This is a genomic window from Streptomyces sp. NPDC029138, assembly GCF_055564375.1.
In genome coordinates this window covers 216,907-232,246 of record NZ_JBVHWM010000003.1, presented here as the reverse complement: position 1 = coordinate 232,246, position 15,340 = coordinate 216,907, and the positions used below count along the sequence as shown (strand labels likewise).

Sequence of the window (15,340 nt, the reverse complement as noted above, 5' to 3'; positions counted from 1 at the left end):
GATTCTCATTCTCTGCCGGGTTCCGATGCTGCTGGCTGTACGGCTGGGCCTGGTGGGGGCGCCGGATTGTTGAGGAGACCGCGCAGGCCCGTGGCGGTGAGGAGGACCGCGATGACCGCGGGTACGGCGAAGAGGGTGTAGTCGGTGGGCAGGCCGAAACTGTCCACGACCAGACCGCCGATGAAGGAACCCGTCGCCAGCGACAGCTGGCTCGTGGTCACGAACAGCGCCAAGCCGCCCTCAGCTGTGTTTCCGCGCATCATGTAGGTCTGGAGGGAGATGGGAATGGCGCCATAGGCCACCCCCCACAGGCACAGGGCGACGACGGCCGCGGGCTGGGTGTGCCACTGTCCGAGGATGATCACCGATACGGCGAGGAGGGCGGCTGCTGTGCCCAAGGTGACGGGGATGCCGCGGTCCAGGGTCGCCCCGGCTGCGAAGTTGCCGATGAAGCCCGCGATCCCGTAGAGGAGAAGGAGCACACCCACCGTCGAGGCGGAGAAGTCCGCTTGATCTGTCAGGAACGACGAGACGAAGGTGTAGGCCCCGAAGTGTCCGAAGAACAACAGCGCGGACAGCAGCAGGCCCATCCGCACGCGGGGACGGCGAAGGAGCCCGAAGACGTCACCGGCGTGGAGCGCACTCGACGCGGGCATCTTCGGCAGGGTACGCAGTTGCACCACGAGGACGGCGATGCTCAGGGCGCCCGCGGTAGCCATCGCGGACCGCCAACCCCAGTACTGGGCCATGATGTTGCCGACAGGGAGACTCACCACGGTGCCCGCCGAGATGCCGGCCATCACCAGGGAGGTGGCCCGGGTGACCTGCTGTGGTGGCACCAGACGGGGGCCCACTCCCACGCCCATGGTCCAGAAGGCGCCGATGGCGGCGCCCAGCACCAGCCGTGCCGCCGTGAGGGTGGCGAAGTTGGGGGCGGTGGCTGCGAGCGCATCGGACAGCGCGACGACCCCGGTGAGTCCCCACAGGACGAGGCGCCGGTCCAGCTGCCCGAACACCAGGGTGAGGACCGGTGCCGCGATGGCCGCGAGGAGACCGGGCAGCACGACGGTCAGGCCCGCTCGACCGGCTGACACGTCGAACTGCTCGACGACGTCCGGCAGGACAGCGATCATGACGAACTGTGACAGGACCAGGGCGAAGGACGCGGCAGCGACCGCGCTGACCGCTGCCCAGCCACTTCGCCCGTGGTCCGCCGATACGGATCGCTGGACCGTATGCGGCAAGCCATGACAGGCCGGGAGTGTGCCTCGTGCGTGCTTCACGCCGGCCCCTGCCTCATCCCTCGTGGGGTCGGCAAGCCGCGGTGGTTCGTGCTGGGACACTGTTGAGCCTCTCCATCAACCAGGTGCGCCGAAGCCGGCGATCTCAGCGGATGCCGAAGGTGCGCGCAGCGGGAGCCGTCACATCACGGCGCCGGCCTTCTCAGGGCGCGTCGCGACCCTGGCTGCGCCCGCTGAATCATTTCTGCGTGGCGAGTGATCGCCCATCGATACCGGCTGGCCGGCGTCCGCCGCATCCGGCGCATGCCGCACCTGACGGTGGCGCCGGCGCCACCGGATCAGAACTCGGACTCCGGAACGATGTGGATGGCCGCTTCCTCCGCCGAAGCGCCCGCACCATCCAGCCCCCGGTCGAACGCCAGCAGACCGGAGTCGGTGACCTCGTGCGCTCCCTCGTCGGGCGCGAGCAGGCGCCCTGCACGCTCGTAGCCGACCTCGTCGTCGATCGGTTCACCGTCGGTGTCCCAGGCATCACCGATGCCATCGCCCATCTCGACCACGGCGTCGGGCACTTCCTCCGCCAGGCGCTCGTCCAGGGTTTCCCCCCGATGCTGCTCTGATGCGGTGACCCCGCTGTGCTCGACACCCCAGGGTCGCTCCGGGGGCGAATACCCCTCGTCCAGAGCCTCTTCACCGCCCCGGTAATCCAGGGTGTCCAGAGCGTCCAGGACGCCGATGTCGTCCTGCACCTCCGACCCGTCCGGCTGGTAGACGTCATCACCCATGGCTTCGTCGATCAAGGAGGCTCCTTGGTTTGTGGGAGGGACGGCCCGCCACGAGGCAGGGGAGTTGCTGAAGAGCACAGGACCTGCCGACGCGGTAATCGCCTGCTCGGCAGAGACATCGAGTAGGAGCGGGCGTCACCTCACACGATCAGCACGGCCGGACCGGCCAGTTTCCGCGCGGCCATGTCCTCGTGGGCCCGGGCGGCGTCGGTGAAGGCGTACCGGGACACATGGAGGTCGTGGAAGACACCGTCCCGTATCGCCTGGAACAGCTGCCCCGACGCCTTGCCGACCGTGGACGAGTTGACGTACTGGGGAACGCCACCGCTCACGACCGTGACTCCCCGGCGGGAGAGTTCGGCGGCATCCAGGTGCGACTCGCCGGAAGCGGCACCGATCGCGGCGATCTTCCCCCCGGAGCGGACGGCCGCCGCGGAGAGCTGTGCTGTCGCCCGTCCGACGAAGTCGAAGACCACGTCGACGCCGTCCGGAGCAACTGCCCGGATCGCGGCGAGGGCTTCCGGGTCCTGCGCGAAGACGGCGTGGTCGGCACCCGCCTTCACCTTGTCGAGCTTGTCCTTCGACCCGGCGACGCCGATGACCGTCGCGCCCGATGCCTTCGCCCAGCGCGAAAGGATCGAGCCGACGTTCCCTGATGCGCCTTGCACGAGCACCACTTCGCCAGGGGTGATGCTGTGCAGGGCGCGTATGCCCATCCAGGCTGTCAGACCCTTGGCCAGAAAGCCCGCAGCCTGCTCGTTGCTGATGTCTTGCGGCAAGGAGATGAGGGAAGCCGCATCGATCAGCCGCTCGGTCGCGTAGGCGCCGGCTGAAGCGAAGTAGCCGACCCGGTCACCGACGGCGAATCCTGTCGTCTCAGGACCGACTGCTTCCACCACGCCGGAGGCTTCGGATCCCAGCACCAGCGGCAGCGGACTGTCCACGCTGCCGTCGCGCAGCATGGTATCGAAGAAGTTGACGCCGACAGCCTCTTGCCTCATCTTCACCTGCCCGCGTGCGGGTTCCGCGACCTCAGCGGCTTGGATCCGCAGCACGTCGGGCCCTCCGTGCTCGTGGATACGGATGACCTTTGCCATGGCTGACACTCTCCCTGGGGAGCAGCGGTCGGCCGGGAAAGCGGCCGCTGCGGATGTGGACTGGTGTTGCGATGAAGGCGGGCGGTGTCACCAGGAGCTGCGAAGCTCCCGCTCACTTCGGCAGGTGCCGGGCCGCCTCGTGGGATCAGCCGCGGAGGCGATCGGCGATGTCGGCGAGGTGACGACCCTGGTAACGGGCCGCCTCCAACGTCGCCTCGTCGGGGCCCTCACCGCCACCGCTGGGCCAGCTGGTGCCGTAGGGGTTGCCGCCCGAGGCGAACAGGAGCGGGTCGGTGTAGCCGGGGGGCACGAGGATCGAGCCCCAGTGGTAGAAGACGTTGTTCAGGGCGAGCAGGGTGGATTCCTGGCCACCATGACGATTCATCGCCGAAGTGAAGCTGGTGGCCGGCTTGTTGTGGAACACGCCGGCCTGCCACAGGCTTCCGGTCGCGTCGATGAACTGCTTCAGCTGCGACGCGATGTTCCCGAACCGGGTGGGCGTGCCGAAGGCGTAGGCGGTCGCCCACTCAAGGTCCCCCAGCGTCGCCTCGGGCACTTGGTGCTTGGTCGCGTCCGTGTGAGCCCGCCAGGCAGGTTGGCGTCTATCGCACTGTCGGGCGCCAGCTCGGGTACGCGGCGCAGGCGGACGTCCGCGCTGCGGCTTGCTGCGCCCTCTGCGACGGCCTGGGCCAGTTGATGCACGTTGCCTGTTGCGCTGTAGTAGATCACGGCAACACGAACACCCATAGCGGACTCCCCATGTGACTGGTAAATGCTGCTCAACCGTGCGTCGCCCGTGGTCATCGCCATTCCGGACTTCGACCCCGGACGCGGTCGAGCAGCGTCGGGTGTTCACCAGACTGCCTCGCCGACCTGCCCGACGCCCCTCAGTAATGGGCATGGACCCCACGGATCAGGACTTCTTGGTCTGGTCTTTGGCCGGTGACGACAGAAGGAGGCACCTGCACTCCACCCGCTTGGCGCGGGAGCCACTGTGTAACCCTTGCCGAACCAGTAGTGCGCATGCAAAGGATCTCTAGCGGTGAACACGTCGGCTGCTGCACCGGCTGCCCTGCACGCGCGGCCAAACGCCCAGCTCGGCCCTAGAAGGCGTCGTTCACCCCTGTATGCCCAGGACTGGCAAGGTGCGCAGCGAGCAGTCCTCCGGGCCAGCTTGACGCCGGAGCCTTGTTCGGGCGCCTGACGGCTTGGGCCACGACGGCATCGCCGAGCACGACCTCGATGTCAGCGCGCGGGAATTGACGCAATGCGGCTCGCAACTCTTCCGAGATCACCCCGGTGCCGCTGCCGAAATCGACCGTCACTCCCAGACGGACGAAACGCGTCAAGGGGCCCATCCTCTCGGCAATACCCGGAGAAGTGTGCAGGGCGACAGCTTCCCATACCTGCCTGCGCAGCTCGGGGTCGACGTCGCGCTCGGTGAGGAATTCCGAAGCGGCGTCAGCTCCCTCAACCTCAAACCGCTGAGGGCCGTCGTGGAGATCGGCTGTACCGGCGTCGTGAAAGAGGCACGCTACGGCCAGGGCTTCTCGCTCTTCCGCCGAGAGGGGCGAAAGGCTGCCGACTGCGTGGTCCGCGATCAGCCAGACTCGGATGCTGTGAGCGAGTATCGCCGGGTGCAGCAGTTCGCGTACGTGTTCATAGGCGGCAGTGCCGAGAGAGCCGCCGAAAGATACGTCCATGCGGGGCCAGCCTTGGTCATTGGGAAGCGCTGTCAACAGTGCACAGCGGCCGCGCGCTCTACTTGCCGAGGATACCTATCGCGCAGAGGACGCAGACACCTGTGCCGAGGCAGCCCTGCCTGCTGCACGTAGGCTCCGCCACCGGCGCAGCGGTGCGCAGCCGGTCCGCTCACCTCACCGGGAGATGGCGTCAGTGGCGTAGTCCCACAGCCGGTCCGCGGCCGTCGGATCGACGGCGTGCGCGGCAACGCCGCTGGTTTCCCCCTGGTCTCCGGCGACGACCTCGGCCTCTTGGCTGTTCTCGAAGTAGCGGCCGGTTACGTCGGCCACCAACGGAGACGCGGCGAGCAGCACCGATCCCGCGGCTCCCTGCGGAGGAGTCTTGTAATACGGCAGTGGCTTCACATTGCCCTCGTCGTCCATCACACCGAAGGAGCGCATGGTGTCGTCGTCGAGGTGCCGCTGCAAGTTGGTCAGCACGTAGCCGGGGTTGACCGCGTTGGCTGCGATGCCATCGGCCCACCAGCGGCGCGCGCCCACCGCGAGGAGAACGTCGGCCGTCTTGGACTGTCCGTAGGCTGCCCAGGGATCGTAGGGCCGCTGCTGGAACTGCGGATCGTCGAAGTCGAACGGGAAGGCGCGGTGCGCCCCCGAACTCACGATCACGATGCGGGCCGACCCCGATGCCTGCATCGACGGCAGGAGGGTGCTGGCCAGCGCGAAGTGACCCAGGTAGTTGGTGGCAAGCTGCATTTCCCAGCCTTCGGCGCTGGTGAGGCGCTGCGGCAGGGCCATGATTCCGGCGTTGGCGACGAGGATGTCCAACGGGCCCTGCCATTCCTTGGCGAAGTTCCGCACGGAGGAGAGGTCGGACAGTTCGAGCGCCTGGGCACGAACCAGCCCTGCGCCCGGAATGCCGGACAGCTCGCGGACGAGTGATCCGGCAGTCTCGGGGCGGCGGGTGGCCACGGTGACCTCTGCGCCGGCCAGGGCGAGGGCCCTGACGGTCTCGGCGCCGATGCCAGAGGTGCCTCCGGTGACCACTGCACGGCGCCCTGCCAGATCGACGCCGGCGATCACCTCAAGAGCCGTCGCACTGTGGGCGAAGGGAGTGGTCATCCGGGGTACTGCGTTCAAAGGGGACTCCTTGAAGGGGCGTGGGCGTTCCTACGGACACGAAGCTACGCCGGATCCTTTGGACGATCCATTGCTCACCGTCCGATGGATATAAGCGATCGTCCAGTAGCAGGTGAGCTGTGCAGCGGCCGTCGGCTCGGACAGCCAGCGGCCTGGCCCGAGCCGCGAACGCGGCTCACCTCGCGGCGCCGTACTTGCACAGAATTGACCTTGCCGGCATCCACGGCACCCGACTGTCCTCGTCAACCTGCCGGCGGTTGCTGCGGCAGCTCTCAGATTGCGCGCGAGGCCTTGGGAAGACCACGCCAAGCGTCGGCGTCCACGAAGGTCCGCGGCGGCCGTGGGTGTGGTGGGGTGGCCGCCGTCGGGGAGGGTCAGGCGGTGGTGGCGGGCATGAACGCCATCGAACTGGACCGCCCACCGGTCAGGAGATCGACTTCGAGGCAAGGCATCCCGGGCCGCCGCACACGTTGCGGCTTCCGCCGTCGAGGCAGCCGGTAAGGCCTCCGCCAAAGTGCCGCCCGCGACTGAACGTGAGGCCCCGCGGCGCTGCGGCGCGAGCTGGCGCGGGGCCATGCACCTCAGGTGGTCCGGTCTTGGGGTCGGGGTGCCCGGGCGAGCGTACTTTGCTGCGAGCCGAGGGATCCCGTCCGGATCTGAGGAGTTTCCGCCTTGATCCGAGGGGCTTCCGTCGGGACGGCAGACCAAGCTGGTGTGTGTTCGCAGTCCCCATCGATCAGGGAATACATCATGGCTGGTAACCCTCGTAACATCGCTTTGGAGCCTGCCGCGCAGGCGTTCGTGGACGCCACCTCAGAGCCGCCGTTCCTCTACCAGATGACCCCGGAGGACGGGCGCAAGACCGTCGACCAGGTGCAGGACACCCCGATCTTCAAACCGGAGATCGACGAGGAGTGGCTGGAGGTGCTGGGCGGCCCCACGGGCAGCGTCAAGGTCCGCATCGTGCGCCCGGCGGGCACGGCCGGGACCACCCTGCCGGTCATCCTCTACGTCCACGGCGCCGGCTGGGTCTTCGGCGACGCGCACACCCACGACCGGCTCGTGCGTGACCTCGCCGTCGGGGCGAACGCCGCGGTGGTCTTCCCCGAGTACGACCGCTCTCCCGAGGTGGGCTACCCCGTCGCGCTCGAACAGAGCTACGCCGCCGCGCAGTGGGTCGTCAGCAACGGCGCGGACAACCACCTCGACCCCAGCCGGATCGCCGTCTCCGGAGACTCCGTCGGCGGCAACATGGCCACCGCGCTGACCCTGCTGGCCAAGGAACGCGGCGACGTGCGCTTCGCCAAGCAGGTGCTGTTCTACCCGGTCACCGACGCCGCGTTCGACACCGCCTCCTACGAGGAGTTCGCCGAGGGCTACTTCCTCTCCCGTCAGGGCATGAAGTGGTTCTGGGACCAGTACACCCTCAGCGAGGACGAACGCGCCCAGATCACCGTCTCCCCCCTGCGCGCCGACCTCGAGGACCTCGCCGGTCTCCCGCCGGCCCTGATCATCACCGCCGAGGCCGACGTCCTGCGCGACGAGGGCGAGGCCTACGCCGCCCGGCTGCGCCAGGCCGGCGTCGCCGCGACCAACGCCCGCTTCGGCGGCATCGTCCACGACTTCGTCATGGTCAACGCCCTCCACGACACCGAGGCCGCCAAGCACGCCGTCCTCCTGGCCGTCGCCAGCCTCAAGGAAGCCCTCGCCACCACCGCCTGACCCTCCCCGACGGCGGCCACCCCCACCACACCCACGGCCGCCGCGGGAAACCAGAACCCTTGAGACCCGAGCACTGGAGTGCAGCAGCATGAGCAACCGCCCGACGCCGACCGTGCAGATCGTCGACAACGCAGCGGCGAACCGATACGAGGCTCGCATCGGCAGCGAAGTGGCGGGCTTCGCCGAGTACATCCGCACGAAGCGCCTCATCGCCTTCGTGCACACCGAGGTCGATCCCGGCTATGAAGGGCAGGGGATCGGCGCAGCGCTCGTCCGCACCTCGCTGGACGAGGCGCGCGCCGCCAACCTCGCCGTCCTGCCGGTCTGCCCGTTCTACGGCGGCTGGATCGCTCGCCACCCCGACTACCAGGCGCTCCTCTACTCGGGCAAGAGCAAAGTCAGCGACTGATGACCACGCGACCTTCCGCCGGCGAGGACCGCACATCACGGCCCGGCGCCAAACGCTACGACGGCCCTGACATCGCTGTCAGCTACGAGTCGCACCTCTGCCTCCACCAGGCGGAGTGCCCGCGGGGACTGCCGACGGTCTTCGACGTCGATCGCAGGCCGTGGATCGACGTCGACGCCGAGTCTGCCGATGCGATCGCCGAAGTGGTGAGGCGCTGTCCGAGCGGCGCCCTGCAATACCACATGCGATCAGGGCACGTTAGAGACCGCTCGGTATCCTGGGCCATTGCCCGGGATCTGCGGCGACGCTAGGGCGCCTCGCGCCTGATGGATCGTCGTCAACAAACACCACGGAACCCTTCAGGTCGAATCCGTCCCCGGTGACACCCGCTTCCAGGTCCTGCTTCCCCTCACCACCCCCGACCCCAAGCTTAAGGAGCGCCGATGACTGCCGACGTCACCATCGACCCCACCGTCCCGCCGAGCGGCACCGGCTGCGTCGAGTGCGAGGCGACCGGCGGGTGGTGGTTCCACCTCCGGCGCTGCACCAGTTGTGGCCACATCGGCTGCTGCGACAGCTCGCCGTCCCAGCACGCAACCGCCCACTACCAGGCCACCGGACACCCCGTCGTGCAGAGCTTCGAGCCCGGCGAGGACTGGTTCTGGGACTTCGCCAACAAGGACATCCTTGACCTCGGCCTGGAGCTCGCACCGCCCGGGAGCCACCCCGCAGAACAGCCGGCCCCGGGACCGGCAGGCCGAGTGCCGCAGGACTGGGTGCGCCGGCTAAGGCGCTGACGCTTCTGTCCTGGCGCTCACAGCGTGAGCAGGTCTCCTGACGGTGGGGCCCCTCGCAGATTCACCACACTCGGTGGCAAACGCCTTCTCGTCGTGGGTCAAGGGCCTGTGGACAGAGCCGGCGCGACTCTCCTGGCCGCCTTCAACTGCCGCGGTGCCCACAGCCCGCACGAACTGCTACGAGGCCCGCGGGAGGGCGTCATCCCCGACGTGTCGCCTTCCAACTGCGGTGTGCCGCAGACGCGTTGTTGGTTAGGGTGGCCGCAAGCAGGCCGGGCAGTCTTCAAGAGGGTCTGGGGCAGGGGAAAAAGGAAGCCTTTGACATATGGCCGCCCACCGGTCGGATGAAGGACAGAACACGGCGAACCACCGCAGGTCGACCGGACCCGGTGGGCGTGTGACCGGCCGGTCAGCGGCCCCGCTGCTGCCTCGGTCGCCGCGCGCGTGGCTCGGGCCGATCGCGGTTGTCGCCGCGCTGGTGGTCGTCGTGCTCGGAGTCCTGTACGCCGGCCACAGGGAGCCCGGCAGGGTGGACAGGTGGATCATCCAGCCGACGGCGGACAGTGTGGGGCCGCCGTGGCGGCGTGTCGCTCTGGCCATGGACTTCTTGGGGGAACCCGCCGGAGCGGCGACGCTGGTCGTGGCCGCCGTGGCGGGCTGCCTGCTGCTTCGGCGTCCTCGCGCGGCGGTGCTCGTCGTTGCCGGCGCCGCCGTGACCGTGGGGACGGCGACCCTGCTCAAGCACCTGGTGGGACGCACCATCCACGGCGACGGCAACCTGTCCTATCCGAGCGGGCACACCGCCTTCTTCACCGCACTCGCCCTCATCGTGGCGCTGCTCGCGACCGGCCGGTTCGGCCTCGGCAGGACGGCCGGCACGTCACTCGTGCTCGCCGCGGCGCTGGTGGCCGGCGCCATCATGGGCTGGGCGCAGGTCGCCCTGGGCGCGCACTATCCGACCGACGTCCTCGGCGGCTGGTGCACCGCGTTGGCGGTGACACCGGCGACCGCCTGGCTGGTCGATCGGATGGCCGACCGCCTGGTCGACGGGACAGCCGACGCCGGTCGTCATGAGCATTCCTGACGTCACGTCATGTCACATCACGTCACGCCAAACGGCGGAACACCGGCTTCACCGGTCGGCCGGCCAGCCACGGCATGGGGTCGGCGGCGTCCAGTGCCTTCCGGTACACCGCACATGCCTGGGCCACCACGTCGACGGTGTGATCGATGTCGGCGTCGCTGAGCGCGCTGCTCACCACGAACGACGGGGCCAGCACCCCGCCCGTGAGGAGCCGGCGCAGGAACAGGGTGCGGTACTGCTGCGACGGCTGCCCATGCTCGTCGAGGGTGGCGAAGACCAGGTTGCTGGGCCGGCCCCGGACGACGACGTGGTCGCCGACGCCCATGGCGGCCGCGGCGTCGCGGACACCGGCGGCCAAGCGCTCGCCGAGGGCGTGCAGCCGTGCGGTGACGCCCTCTTCGACGTAGGTGGTCTGCACGGCCATCGCGGCTGCCAGGGAGTGCGTCTCCGCGCCGTGCGTGGTGGACAGCAGGAACACCCGGTCGCCGGAGTGACGCAGCCCGCCCTGCTCCATCAGCTCGCGGCGCCCGGCCAGCGCGGAGACGGCGAATCCGTTGCCCAGCGCCTTGCCGAACGTGGAGAGGTCGGGGACGACGCCGTACAGGCCCTGGGCGCCCGCCTCGGACCAGCGGAAGCCGGTGATCATCTCGTCGAAGATCAGGACGCAGCCGTGTCGGTCGGCCAGCTCGCGCAGGCCGGCGAGGTACCCGGGCGGCGGCTCGGTGTGGGTGGCGGGTTCGAGGACCAGGCAGGCGACCTCGTCCGGGTACCGGGTGAGCAGCTCCTCCGTGGCGGTCAGGTCCCCGTAGGGGAACGCCACGGTCAGCTCGGTGGTCGCAGCCGGAATACCGGCGGACATCGGTGTGGTGCCGATGAACCAGTCGTCGGTGGAGAAGAAGGGGTGGTCGGCGCAGAGGGCCACCCGCGGGCGCCCGGTGGCGGCGCGGGCGAGGCGCACCGCGGCGGTGGTGGCGTCGGAGCCGTTCTTCGCGAACTTCACCATCTCGGCGGTCGGCACCGTGGCCAGGAAGCGTTCCGCGGCTTCCAACTCCACGACGGACGGCCGGACGAAGTTGCTGCCGCGCTCGAGTTCCCGCCGCACCGCCTCGGTCACGCGTGGGTGGGCGTGGCCGAGGCTGACCGACCGCAGGCCGGAGCCGTACTCGACGTAGCGGTTGCCGTCGATGTCCCACACGTGGGCACCGCGGCCGTGGCTGATGACCGGGGCCAGGTTCTCGGGGTACTGGTCGTCGCCCTTGGCGTAGGTGTGCGCGCCCCCGGGGATCAGGGCGTGCAGCCGCTCGTTCGCCGCCCGCGACCGGGGCAGGGGGAATTCTCCAGCAGAGTTGTCCACGCCGGCCTCACCTCTCCATTCGCTTCAGGACCTCGGCGAGGCTCGGCGCCTCCCGGTCCCGCTGGGACATCGATGTGACCGGCAGCGGCCAGGGAATGGCGAGCTCCGGGTCGTCGAAGGCGATCGTCACGTCCTCGGCAGGATCGTGCGGGCGGTCGATCCGGTACGAGGTGTCGGCGGTGTCGGTGAGCGCCTGGAAGCCGTGCGCGCACCCCGCCGGGACGTACAGGGTCGCCTGTGTCTCTCCGGACAGCTCGAAGAAGGCCCGGCCCAGGTAGGTCGGCGAGTCCGGCCGCAGGTCCACGACGACGTCGAAGATCTTCCCGTTCGAGCACCGCACCAGCTTGGACTCGCCGGCGCCGGAGCGCAGGTGCAGGCCGCGGAGGACGCCCCGGACCGAGCGGGACAGGCTGTCCTGGACGAAGGCGTCCGGGTCGAGGCCCACCGAGCGGACGACGTCGGCGTCGAAGGTGCGGCAGAAGAAGCCGCGTTCGTCGGCGTACGGCGTCGGCTCGAACAGGTACGCGCCGGCGATCTGCGGGACTTCGGTCGCTTTCATGGAGCCTCCTGCCGGGCGGGGGCGTGGCCTGCCGCCGGGAACAGTGCCGTGGTCAAGGCGGTGAACTGGTGGTCGAGTCGCCGGGCGACGGCGAGGTTCCGCTCGGCGAGGGTCCGCCGCAGCTCGGCCGATCGCTGCTCCAGCTCCCGGAACTGCCGGAGCAGCCGGTCGGCGTCGACCTCGCGAGCCGGGTGGCAGTACGCGCCGAGCCCCATCTGCGCCATGAGCGCGTCGCTCTTCACGGCGTAGCTGAGTGCGAGCGTCGGAGTGCCCGCCTTCAGCGCGCAGACCAGGTTGTGGTACCGGGTCGCCACCACGGTGTCGGCGGTCGCCGTCTCCTTCATCAGGTCGGCCAGCGAGGCCGCCTCGGCGGCGGTGACCAGCGGCGAGTCCACCGCGTCGAGGATCGCGGCGACCACCGGCGCGTCGCACTCGTCGCCGGTGAGCAGCCGGACCGGCCTGCCGTCCTCGACCAGCGCGCGGACGAACCGGGTCGTCCCGTCGAGGTAGCGCCGGTGGATCTCCTCGGCCCGGGCGCGGTCGTCGTTGCCGCCGTGGAAGTCCATGACACCGACACAGACCGGACCGGGCGAGCCCGAGGGGGCGTTCGCCCCCGGCGTCGGCAGGGCGAACGCGAGGTCCGGGTAGACCTCGTCGCGCGCGGTGTCCACGCCCATCGCCCGCATCGCGTCGCGGGACTGGGCGTCCCGGTACGACCGGTACGCGGCCAGCCGCGCCGACCAGCGCACCAGGGCCCGGGTCGGCCGGTTGCCGATCTCGGCGGCGCCGACGCTGACCAGCGCGACCCGGGTGCGCAGCAGCCGGCCGGTCGCGCAGAGCAGGAACAGCGAGTACGGGAAGCCCCACGGCCGCAGGGGCAGTGTGGCCTCCAGGACACCCATGCCCGGCACGATCACCACGTCGTGCCGGCGCACCCAGGCGGCGGTGCGGACGGCGTCGACGAGCTTGCCCAGACCCTTCGTCAGGACCGCGCCGGCACGCGACGCGGTCCGGTACTCCCCGCGGTACCAGTGCAGCCGCGTCGCGGGGATGCCGTACCGGGCCGCGACGACCTCGGGTCCGCCGCACAGCGCGTCCACGACGGCCTCGGGGTGCTCGGCGCGGAGGTAGCCGAGCACGGCTTCCAGCGACCCGTCGTTGCCGAGGTTTCCGGAGCCGAGCAGGCCGAACACCCCGACGCGTGGCGCGGTCTTCATGCCCGCCGCCCCTCACGGCCGGCGACGAGGGCGTCGACCGAGACCGTGAGCTTGGCCGGGTCGACCGGGGCGCGGTCCTCGACCCGCTCACCGGCGCCCGGCCGGGCCCGGCTGGTCATCCACGCGGCCAGGTGGCGGTAGCACGCGCGCCGGTCGGCCGGGGACAACGGCGCCCGCCGGATCGCCGAGACGAAGCCCCAGACGTACTCGGCGAGCAGCCGGGGCGTCGGGTGCAGCGGGCCGGCCCGGCGCGGGTCGAGGTTGACGCACCGGGAGCGCTTGGACGGGTTCGCCCGCTCGGCGCGGGTGGGATGGTCGCGGCGGAAGTACAGCAGCTCCGGCACCTGGTGGAAGGGCCCGTGGAGGCCGATCTCGGCGACGAACGCGCGGTCCGCGTGGTGGTAGCTGTCGTGCGGCTTGACCCGGCGCAGTACGTCGGCCCGCATCACCCCGTAGAAGTCGTCGCCGCCCGGTTCGAACAGCATGCTCCGGAAGCGCTCGGGCGCGTGCGGCGAGGCGGTCGCGAGCGTGTACGCGTACGGGACCTTCACCTGGCCGTCTTCGTCGATGACCGCCTGGTCGGCGTGTGCGAGGATCACCTCGGGCCGCTGGTCCAGCGCTTCCACGCAGCGCCGCAGCAGGTCGCGGGCGTACAGGTCGTCGTGTGACGCCCACTTGAACAGCTCGCCGCGGCACTCGGTGAACACGTGGTTGTGGTTCGGCGCGGCGCCGATGTTCCGCGGCAGGCGGATGTACCGGATGCGGGAGTCCTGCGCGGCGTACTTGCGGCAGATGTCCTCGGTCCCGTCGGTGGAGGCGTTGTCCGAGACGACCAGCTCGAAGTCCTCGTAGGTCTGGCCGAGCAGGGCGTCGAGCGACTCGGCCAGGTACTCCTCTCCGTTGTACACGGGCAGGCCGATGCTCAGCCGGGGGTGCGGGGTCATGGCGTCCTCACTTCGCGAAGGGTGTTCTGGTGGTGCTCGCGCAGGGCGGACCGCAGTTGCAGCCACCACAGGGCCGAGCCGCAGAGGGTCGCCGCGGCGACGCCCCAGGCCGAGCCGACCGTGCCGGCCACGGCCGCTCCGCCGAGCCCGCCGCCGACGTAGCAGGCGGAGGCGAACAGCTGGGCGCGCAGGCTGCGCCGGGCCGCGCCGAGCGCGCGCAGCCCGGCTGCCGCGCCGGTGCCGAGTCCCGCACCCGCGACGCCGAGCGTGACCGGGACGATGAGCTCGGAGGCGGAGCTCCACACGCCGCCGAGCACGAGTTCGCCGAGCCGGTCCGGCACCAGCAGCAGCGCGCCGCCCCAGAGCAGCGCGGCGACGGCCTGCCCGCCGCCCAGCAGGAGGCAGAACGCGCCGAGGCGGTGCGGGGCCCGCCGCAGCACTCGTGCCGCCTCCGCGACGGTGACCAGCGACAGGCCCATCAGCACAGCCATGAACGGGCCGAGCAGCAGTTCGGCGCCCCGGACCACGCCCACCGCGCCGACCCCGACGATCGCGCCGAGCCCGTACGCCCGCAGTTGGCTCGCGCCGCTGTTGCTGACGTTCTCGACCAGGTACCGGCTACCGAGGTCGCGGTGCGCGCGAAGCCACTCGCGCGCTCCGGTCGGACGGGGCCGTATGCCGGACTGGAAGCAGCCGTAGGCCGCGGCCACCGCGGCGGATCCGCCCCAGGCGAGCACGAAGGCGGACACGCTGCCCACGCGGGCCGCCACCACCATGGCGGGGACGAGTGCGACGCCCCACACGAGGTCGTTGACGAACGCCTTCCGCCCGGCGCCGGCGGCGAAGAACGCGAACCGCCACGCGTCCTGTAGCAGCAGCCCGGGCAGGACGACGCCGAGGCAGGCGAAGGCGGGCCCCACCTGACCGCCGACAGCGAGGCCGATCACCAGACAGCCCGTGCCGAGGGCGGCACCGGCACCGAGCGCGACCCCCGACGACCTGGTCACCGCCCCGCGCCAGGACGCGTCGGGCACACCGCTGAAGCGCACCACGAGTGGGTCGGTGGCCAGGCCGCGGGAGACGTTGAGCACCACGCCGTACGTCACCCAGGCGAGGCTGAACACGCCGAAGGCGGTCACCCCCAGCGAGCGGGCCACGTAGATGCCCACCACGAAGTTGGACATGCTGGAGGCCGCCTGGTCGGCGAGCCCCCAGGACAGCCGCCCGGCGAGGGCCCGTCCGGCGGTCGCCGCCTTCGGCCTCGTCTTCTCCCCCTCGGTGGTCATCGGCG

The 15,340-nt window shown here is 70.3% G+C and carries 15 protein-coding genes and 1 pseudogene; 5 read left to right on the top strand and 11 right to left on the bottom strand.

Features of this window, described 5'->3' with window-relative positions; all coding sequences use genetic code 11:
- Nucleotides 1-5 precede the first annotated feature (5 nt).
- The 6 genes and pseudogenes from ACZ4WH_RS05045 to ACZ4WH_RS05020 form a co-directional block, all read right to left on the bottom strand.
- On the bottom strand, nucleotides 6-1,283 hold the full coding sequence (locus tag ACZ4WH_RS05045) for an MFS transporter (RefSeq protein ID WP_468176695.1): 1,278 nt from the start codon (nucleotides 1,281-1,283) through the stop codon (nucleotides 6-8).
- Nucleotides 1,284-1,579: 296 nt separating this feature from the next.
- Nucleotides 1,580-2,026, bottom strand: coding sequence for a DUF5709 domain-containing protein (locus tag ACZ4WH_RS05040; protein ID WP_468176936.1), 447 nt, complete (start codon nucleotides 2,024-2,026; stop codon nucleotides 1,580-1,582).
- 140 nt (nucleotides 2,027-2,166) lie between these two features.
- The gene (locus ACZ4WH_RS05035) at nucleotides 2,167-3,123 is read right to left on the bottom strand and encodes a zinc-binding dehydrogenase (protein WP_468176694.1); all 957 of its coding nucleotides are present in this window, start codon (nucleotides 3,121-3,123) and stop codon (nucleotides 2,167-2,169) included.
- Between the two features lie 145 nt (nucleotides 3,124-3,268).
- Nucleotides 3,269-3,870, bottom strand: a pseudogene (gene wrbA / locus ACZ4WH_RS05030) (NAD(P)H:quinone oxidoreductase).
- Between the two features lie 356 nt (nucleotides 3,871-4,226).
- Entirely contained in the window at nucleotides 4,227-4,826 is a 600-nt protein-coding gene (locus ACZ4WH_RS05025; RefSeq protein ID WP_468176692.1) for an HD domain-containing protein, read from the bottom strand.
- A 174-nt stretch (nucleotides 4,827-5,000) separates the two neighbouring features.
- Nucleotides 5,001-5,945, bottom strand: a complete 945-nt coding sequence (locus tag ACZ4WH_RS05020; protein WP_468176690.1) for an SDR family NAD(P)-dependent oxidoreductase — start codon at nucleotides 5,943-5,945, stop codon at nucleotides 5,001-5,003.
- A gap of 768 nt (nucleotides 5,946-6,713) precedes the next feature.
- On the opposite strand from ACZ4WH_RS05020, the gene ACZ4WH_RS05015 reads away from it, so the two are divergent.
- From ACZ4WH_RS05015 to ACZ4WH_RS04995, 5 genes are all read left to right on the top strand, one after another.
- A complete protein-coding gene (locus ACZ4WH_RS05015) occupies nucleotides 6,714-7,685 on the top strand; it encodes an alpha/beta hydrolase (protein WP_468176688.1) in 972 nt (323 codons plus the stop codon).
- An 88-nt stretch (nucleotides 7,686-7,773) separates the two neighbouring features.
- On the top strand, nucleotides 7,774-8,094 hold the full coding sequence (locus tag ACZ4WH_RS05010; RefSeq protein WP_468176686.1) for a GNAT family N-acetyltransferase: 321 nt from the start codon (nucleotides 7,774-7,776) through the stop codon (nucleotides 8,092-8,094).
- Entirely contained in the window at nucleotides 8,094-8,405 is a 312-nt protein-coding gene (locus ACZ4WH_RS05005) for a (4Fe-4S)-binding protein (protein WP_468176684.1), read from the top strand. The genes ACZ4WH_RS05010 and ACZ4WH_RS05005 overlap by 1 nt, the downstream gene beginning before the upstream one ends.
- A 132-nt stretch (nucleotides 8,406-8,537) precedes the next feature.
- The gene (locus ACZ4WH_RS05000) at nucleotides 8,538-8,891 is read left to right on the top strand and encodes a UBP-type zinc finger domain-containing protein (RefSeq protein WP_468176682.1); all 354 of its coding nucleotides are present in this window, start codon (nucleotides 8,538-8,540) and stop codon (nucleotides 8,889-8,891) included.
- A gap of 397 nt (nucleotides 8,892-9,288) precedes the next feature.
- Nucleotides 9,289-9,975, top strand: a complete 687-nt coding sequence (locus ACZ4WH_RS04995) for a phosphatase PAP2 family protein (protein ID WP_468176680.1) — start codon at nucleotides 9,289-9,291, stop codon at nucleotides 9,973-9,975.
- A gap of 22 nt (nucleotides 9,976-9,997) precedes the next feature.
- Here the strand turns inward: ACZ4WH_RS04995 and ACZ4WH_RS04990 are convergent, their stop codons facing one another.
- The 5 genes from ACZ4WH_RS04990 to ACZ4WH_RS04970 are packed head-to-tail and all read right to left on the bottom strand — an operon-like array spanning nucleotide 9,998 to nucleotide 15,335.
- Nucleotides 9,998-11,329, bottom strand: coding sequence for a glutamate-1-semialdehyde 2,1-aminomutase (locus ACZ4WH_RS04990; protein ID WP_468176678.1), 1,332 nt, complete (start codon nucleotides 11,327-11,329; stop codon nucleotides 9,998-10,000).
- A 7-nt stretch (nucleotides 11,330-11,336) separates the two neighbouring features.
- Entirely contained in the window at nucleotides 11,337-11,888 is a 552-nt protein-coding gene (locus ACZ4WH_RS04985; RefSeq protein ID WP_468176676.1) for a dTDP-4-dehydrorhamnose 3,5-epimerase family protein, read from the bottom strand.
- A complete protein-coding gene (locus ACZ4WH_RS04980) occupies nucleotides 11,885-13,105 on the bottom strand; it encodes a polysaccharide pyruvyl transferase family protein (RefSeq protein ID WP_468176674.1) in 1,221 nt (406 codons plus the stop codon). Before ACZ4WH_RS04980 ends, ACZ4WH_RS04985 begins: the two co-directional genes overlap by 4 nt.
- Nucleotides 13,102-14,049, bottom strand: a complete 948-nt coding sequence (locus tag ACZ4WH_RS04975; protein WP_468176672.1) for a glycosyltransferase family 2 protein — start codon at nucleotides 14,047-14,049, stop codon at nucleotides 13,102-13,104. Before ACZ4WH_RS04975 ends, ACZ4WH_RS04980 begins: the two co-directional genes overlap by 4 nt.
- Nucleotides 14,046-15,335 (bottom strand): hypothetical protein, encoded by a 1,290-nt coding sequence (locus ACZ4WH_RS04970; RefSeq protein ID WP_468176670.1) that lies wholly within the window; start codon nucleotides 15,333-15,335, stop codon nucleotides 14,046-14,048. Before ACZ4WH_RS04970 ends, ACZ4WH_RS04975 begins: the two co-directional genes overlap by 4 nt.
- Between the last annotated feature and the right edge of the window lie 5 nt (nucleotides 15,336-15,340).

Coding starts and splice junctions, on each gene's coding strand:
- ACZ4WH_RS05040 (WP_468176936.1), bottom strand. CDS start 2,026: ATGGGTGATGACGTCTACCAGCCGGACGGGTCGGAGGTGCAGGACGAC.
- ACZ4WH_RS05035 (WP_468176694.1), bottom strand. CDS start 3,123: ATGGCAAAGGTCATCCGTATCCACGAGCACGGAGGGCCCGACGTGCTG.
- ACZ4WH_RS05025 (WP_468176692.1), bottom strand. CDS start 4,826: ATGGACGTATCTTTCGGCGGCTCTCTCGGCACTGCCGCCTATGAACAC.
- ACZ4WH_RS05020 (WP_468176690.1), bottom strand. CDS start 5,945: ATGACCACTCCCTTCGCCCACAGTGCGACGGCTCTTGAGGTGATCGCC.
- ACZ4WH_RS05015 (WP_468176688.1), top strand. CDS start 6,714: ATGGCTGGTAACCCTCGTAACATCGCTTTGGAGCCTGCCGCGCAGGCG.
- ACZ4WH_RS05010 (WP_468176686.1), top strand. CDS start 7,774: ATGAGCAACCGCCCGACGCCGACCGTGCAGATCGTCGACAACGCAGCG.
- ACZ4WH_RS05005 (WP_468176684.1), top strand. CDS start 8,094: ATGACCACGCGACCTTCCGCCGGCGAGGACCGCACATCACGGCCCGGC.
- ACZ4WH_RS05000 (WP_468176682.1), top strand. CDS start 8,538: ATGACTGCCGACGTCACCATCGACCCCACCGTCCCGCCGAGCGGCACC.
- ACZ4WH_RS04985 (WP_468176676.1), bottom strand. CDS start 11,888: ATGAAAGCGACCGAAGTCCCGCAGATCGCCGGCGCGTACCTGTTCGAG.
- ACZ4WH_RS04980 (WP_468176674.1), bottom strand. CDS start 13,105: ATGAAGACCGCGCCACGCGTCGGGGTGTTCGGCCTGCTCGGCTCCGGA.
- ACZ4WH_RS04975 (WP_468176672.1), bottom strand. CDS start 14,049: ATGACCCCGCACCCCCGGCTGAGCATCGGCCTGCCCGTGTACAACGGA.
- ACZ4WH_RS04970 (WP_468176670.1), bottom strand. CDS start 15,335: ATGACCACCGAGGGGGAGAAGACGAGGCCGAAGGCGGCGACCGCCGGA.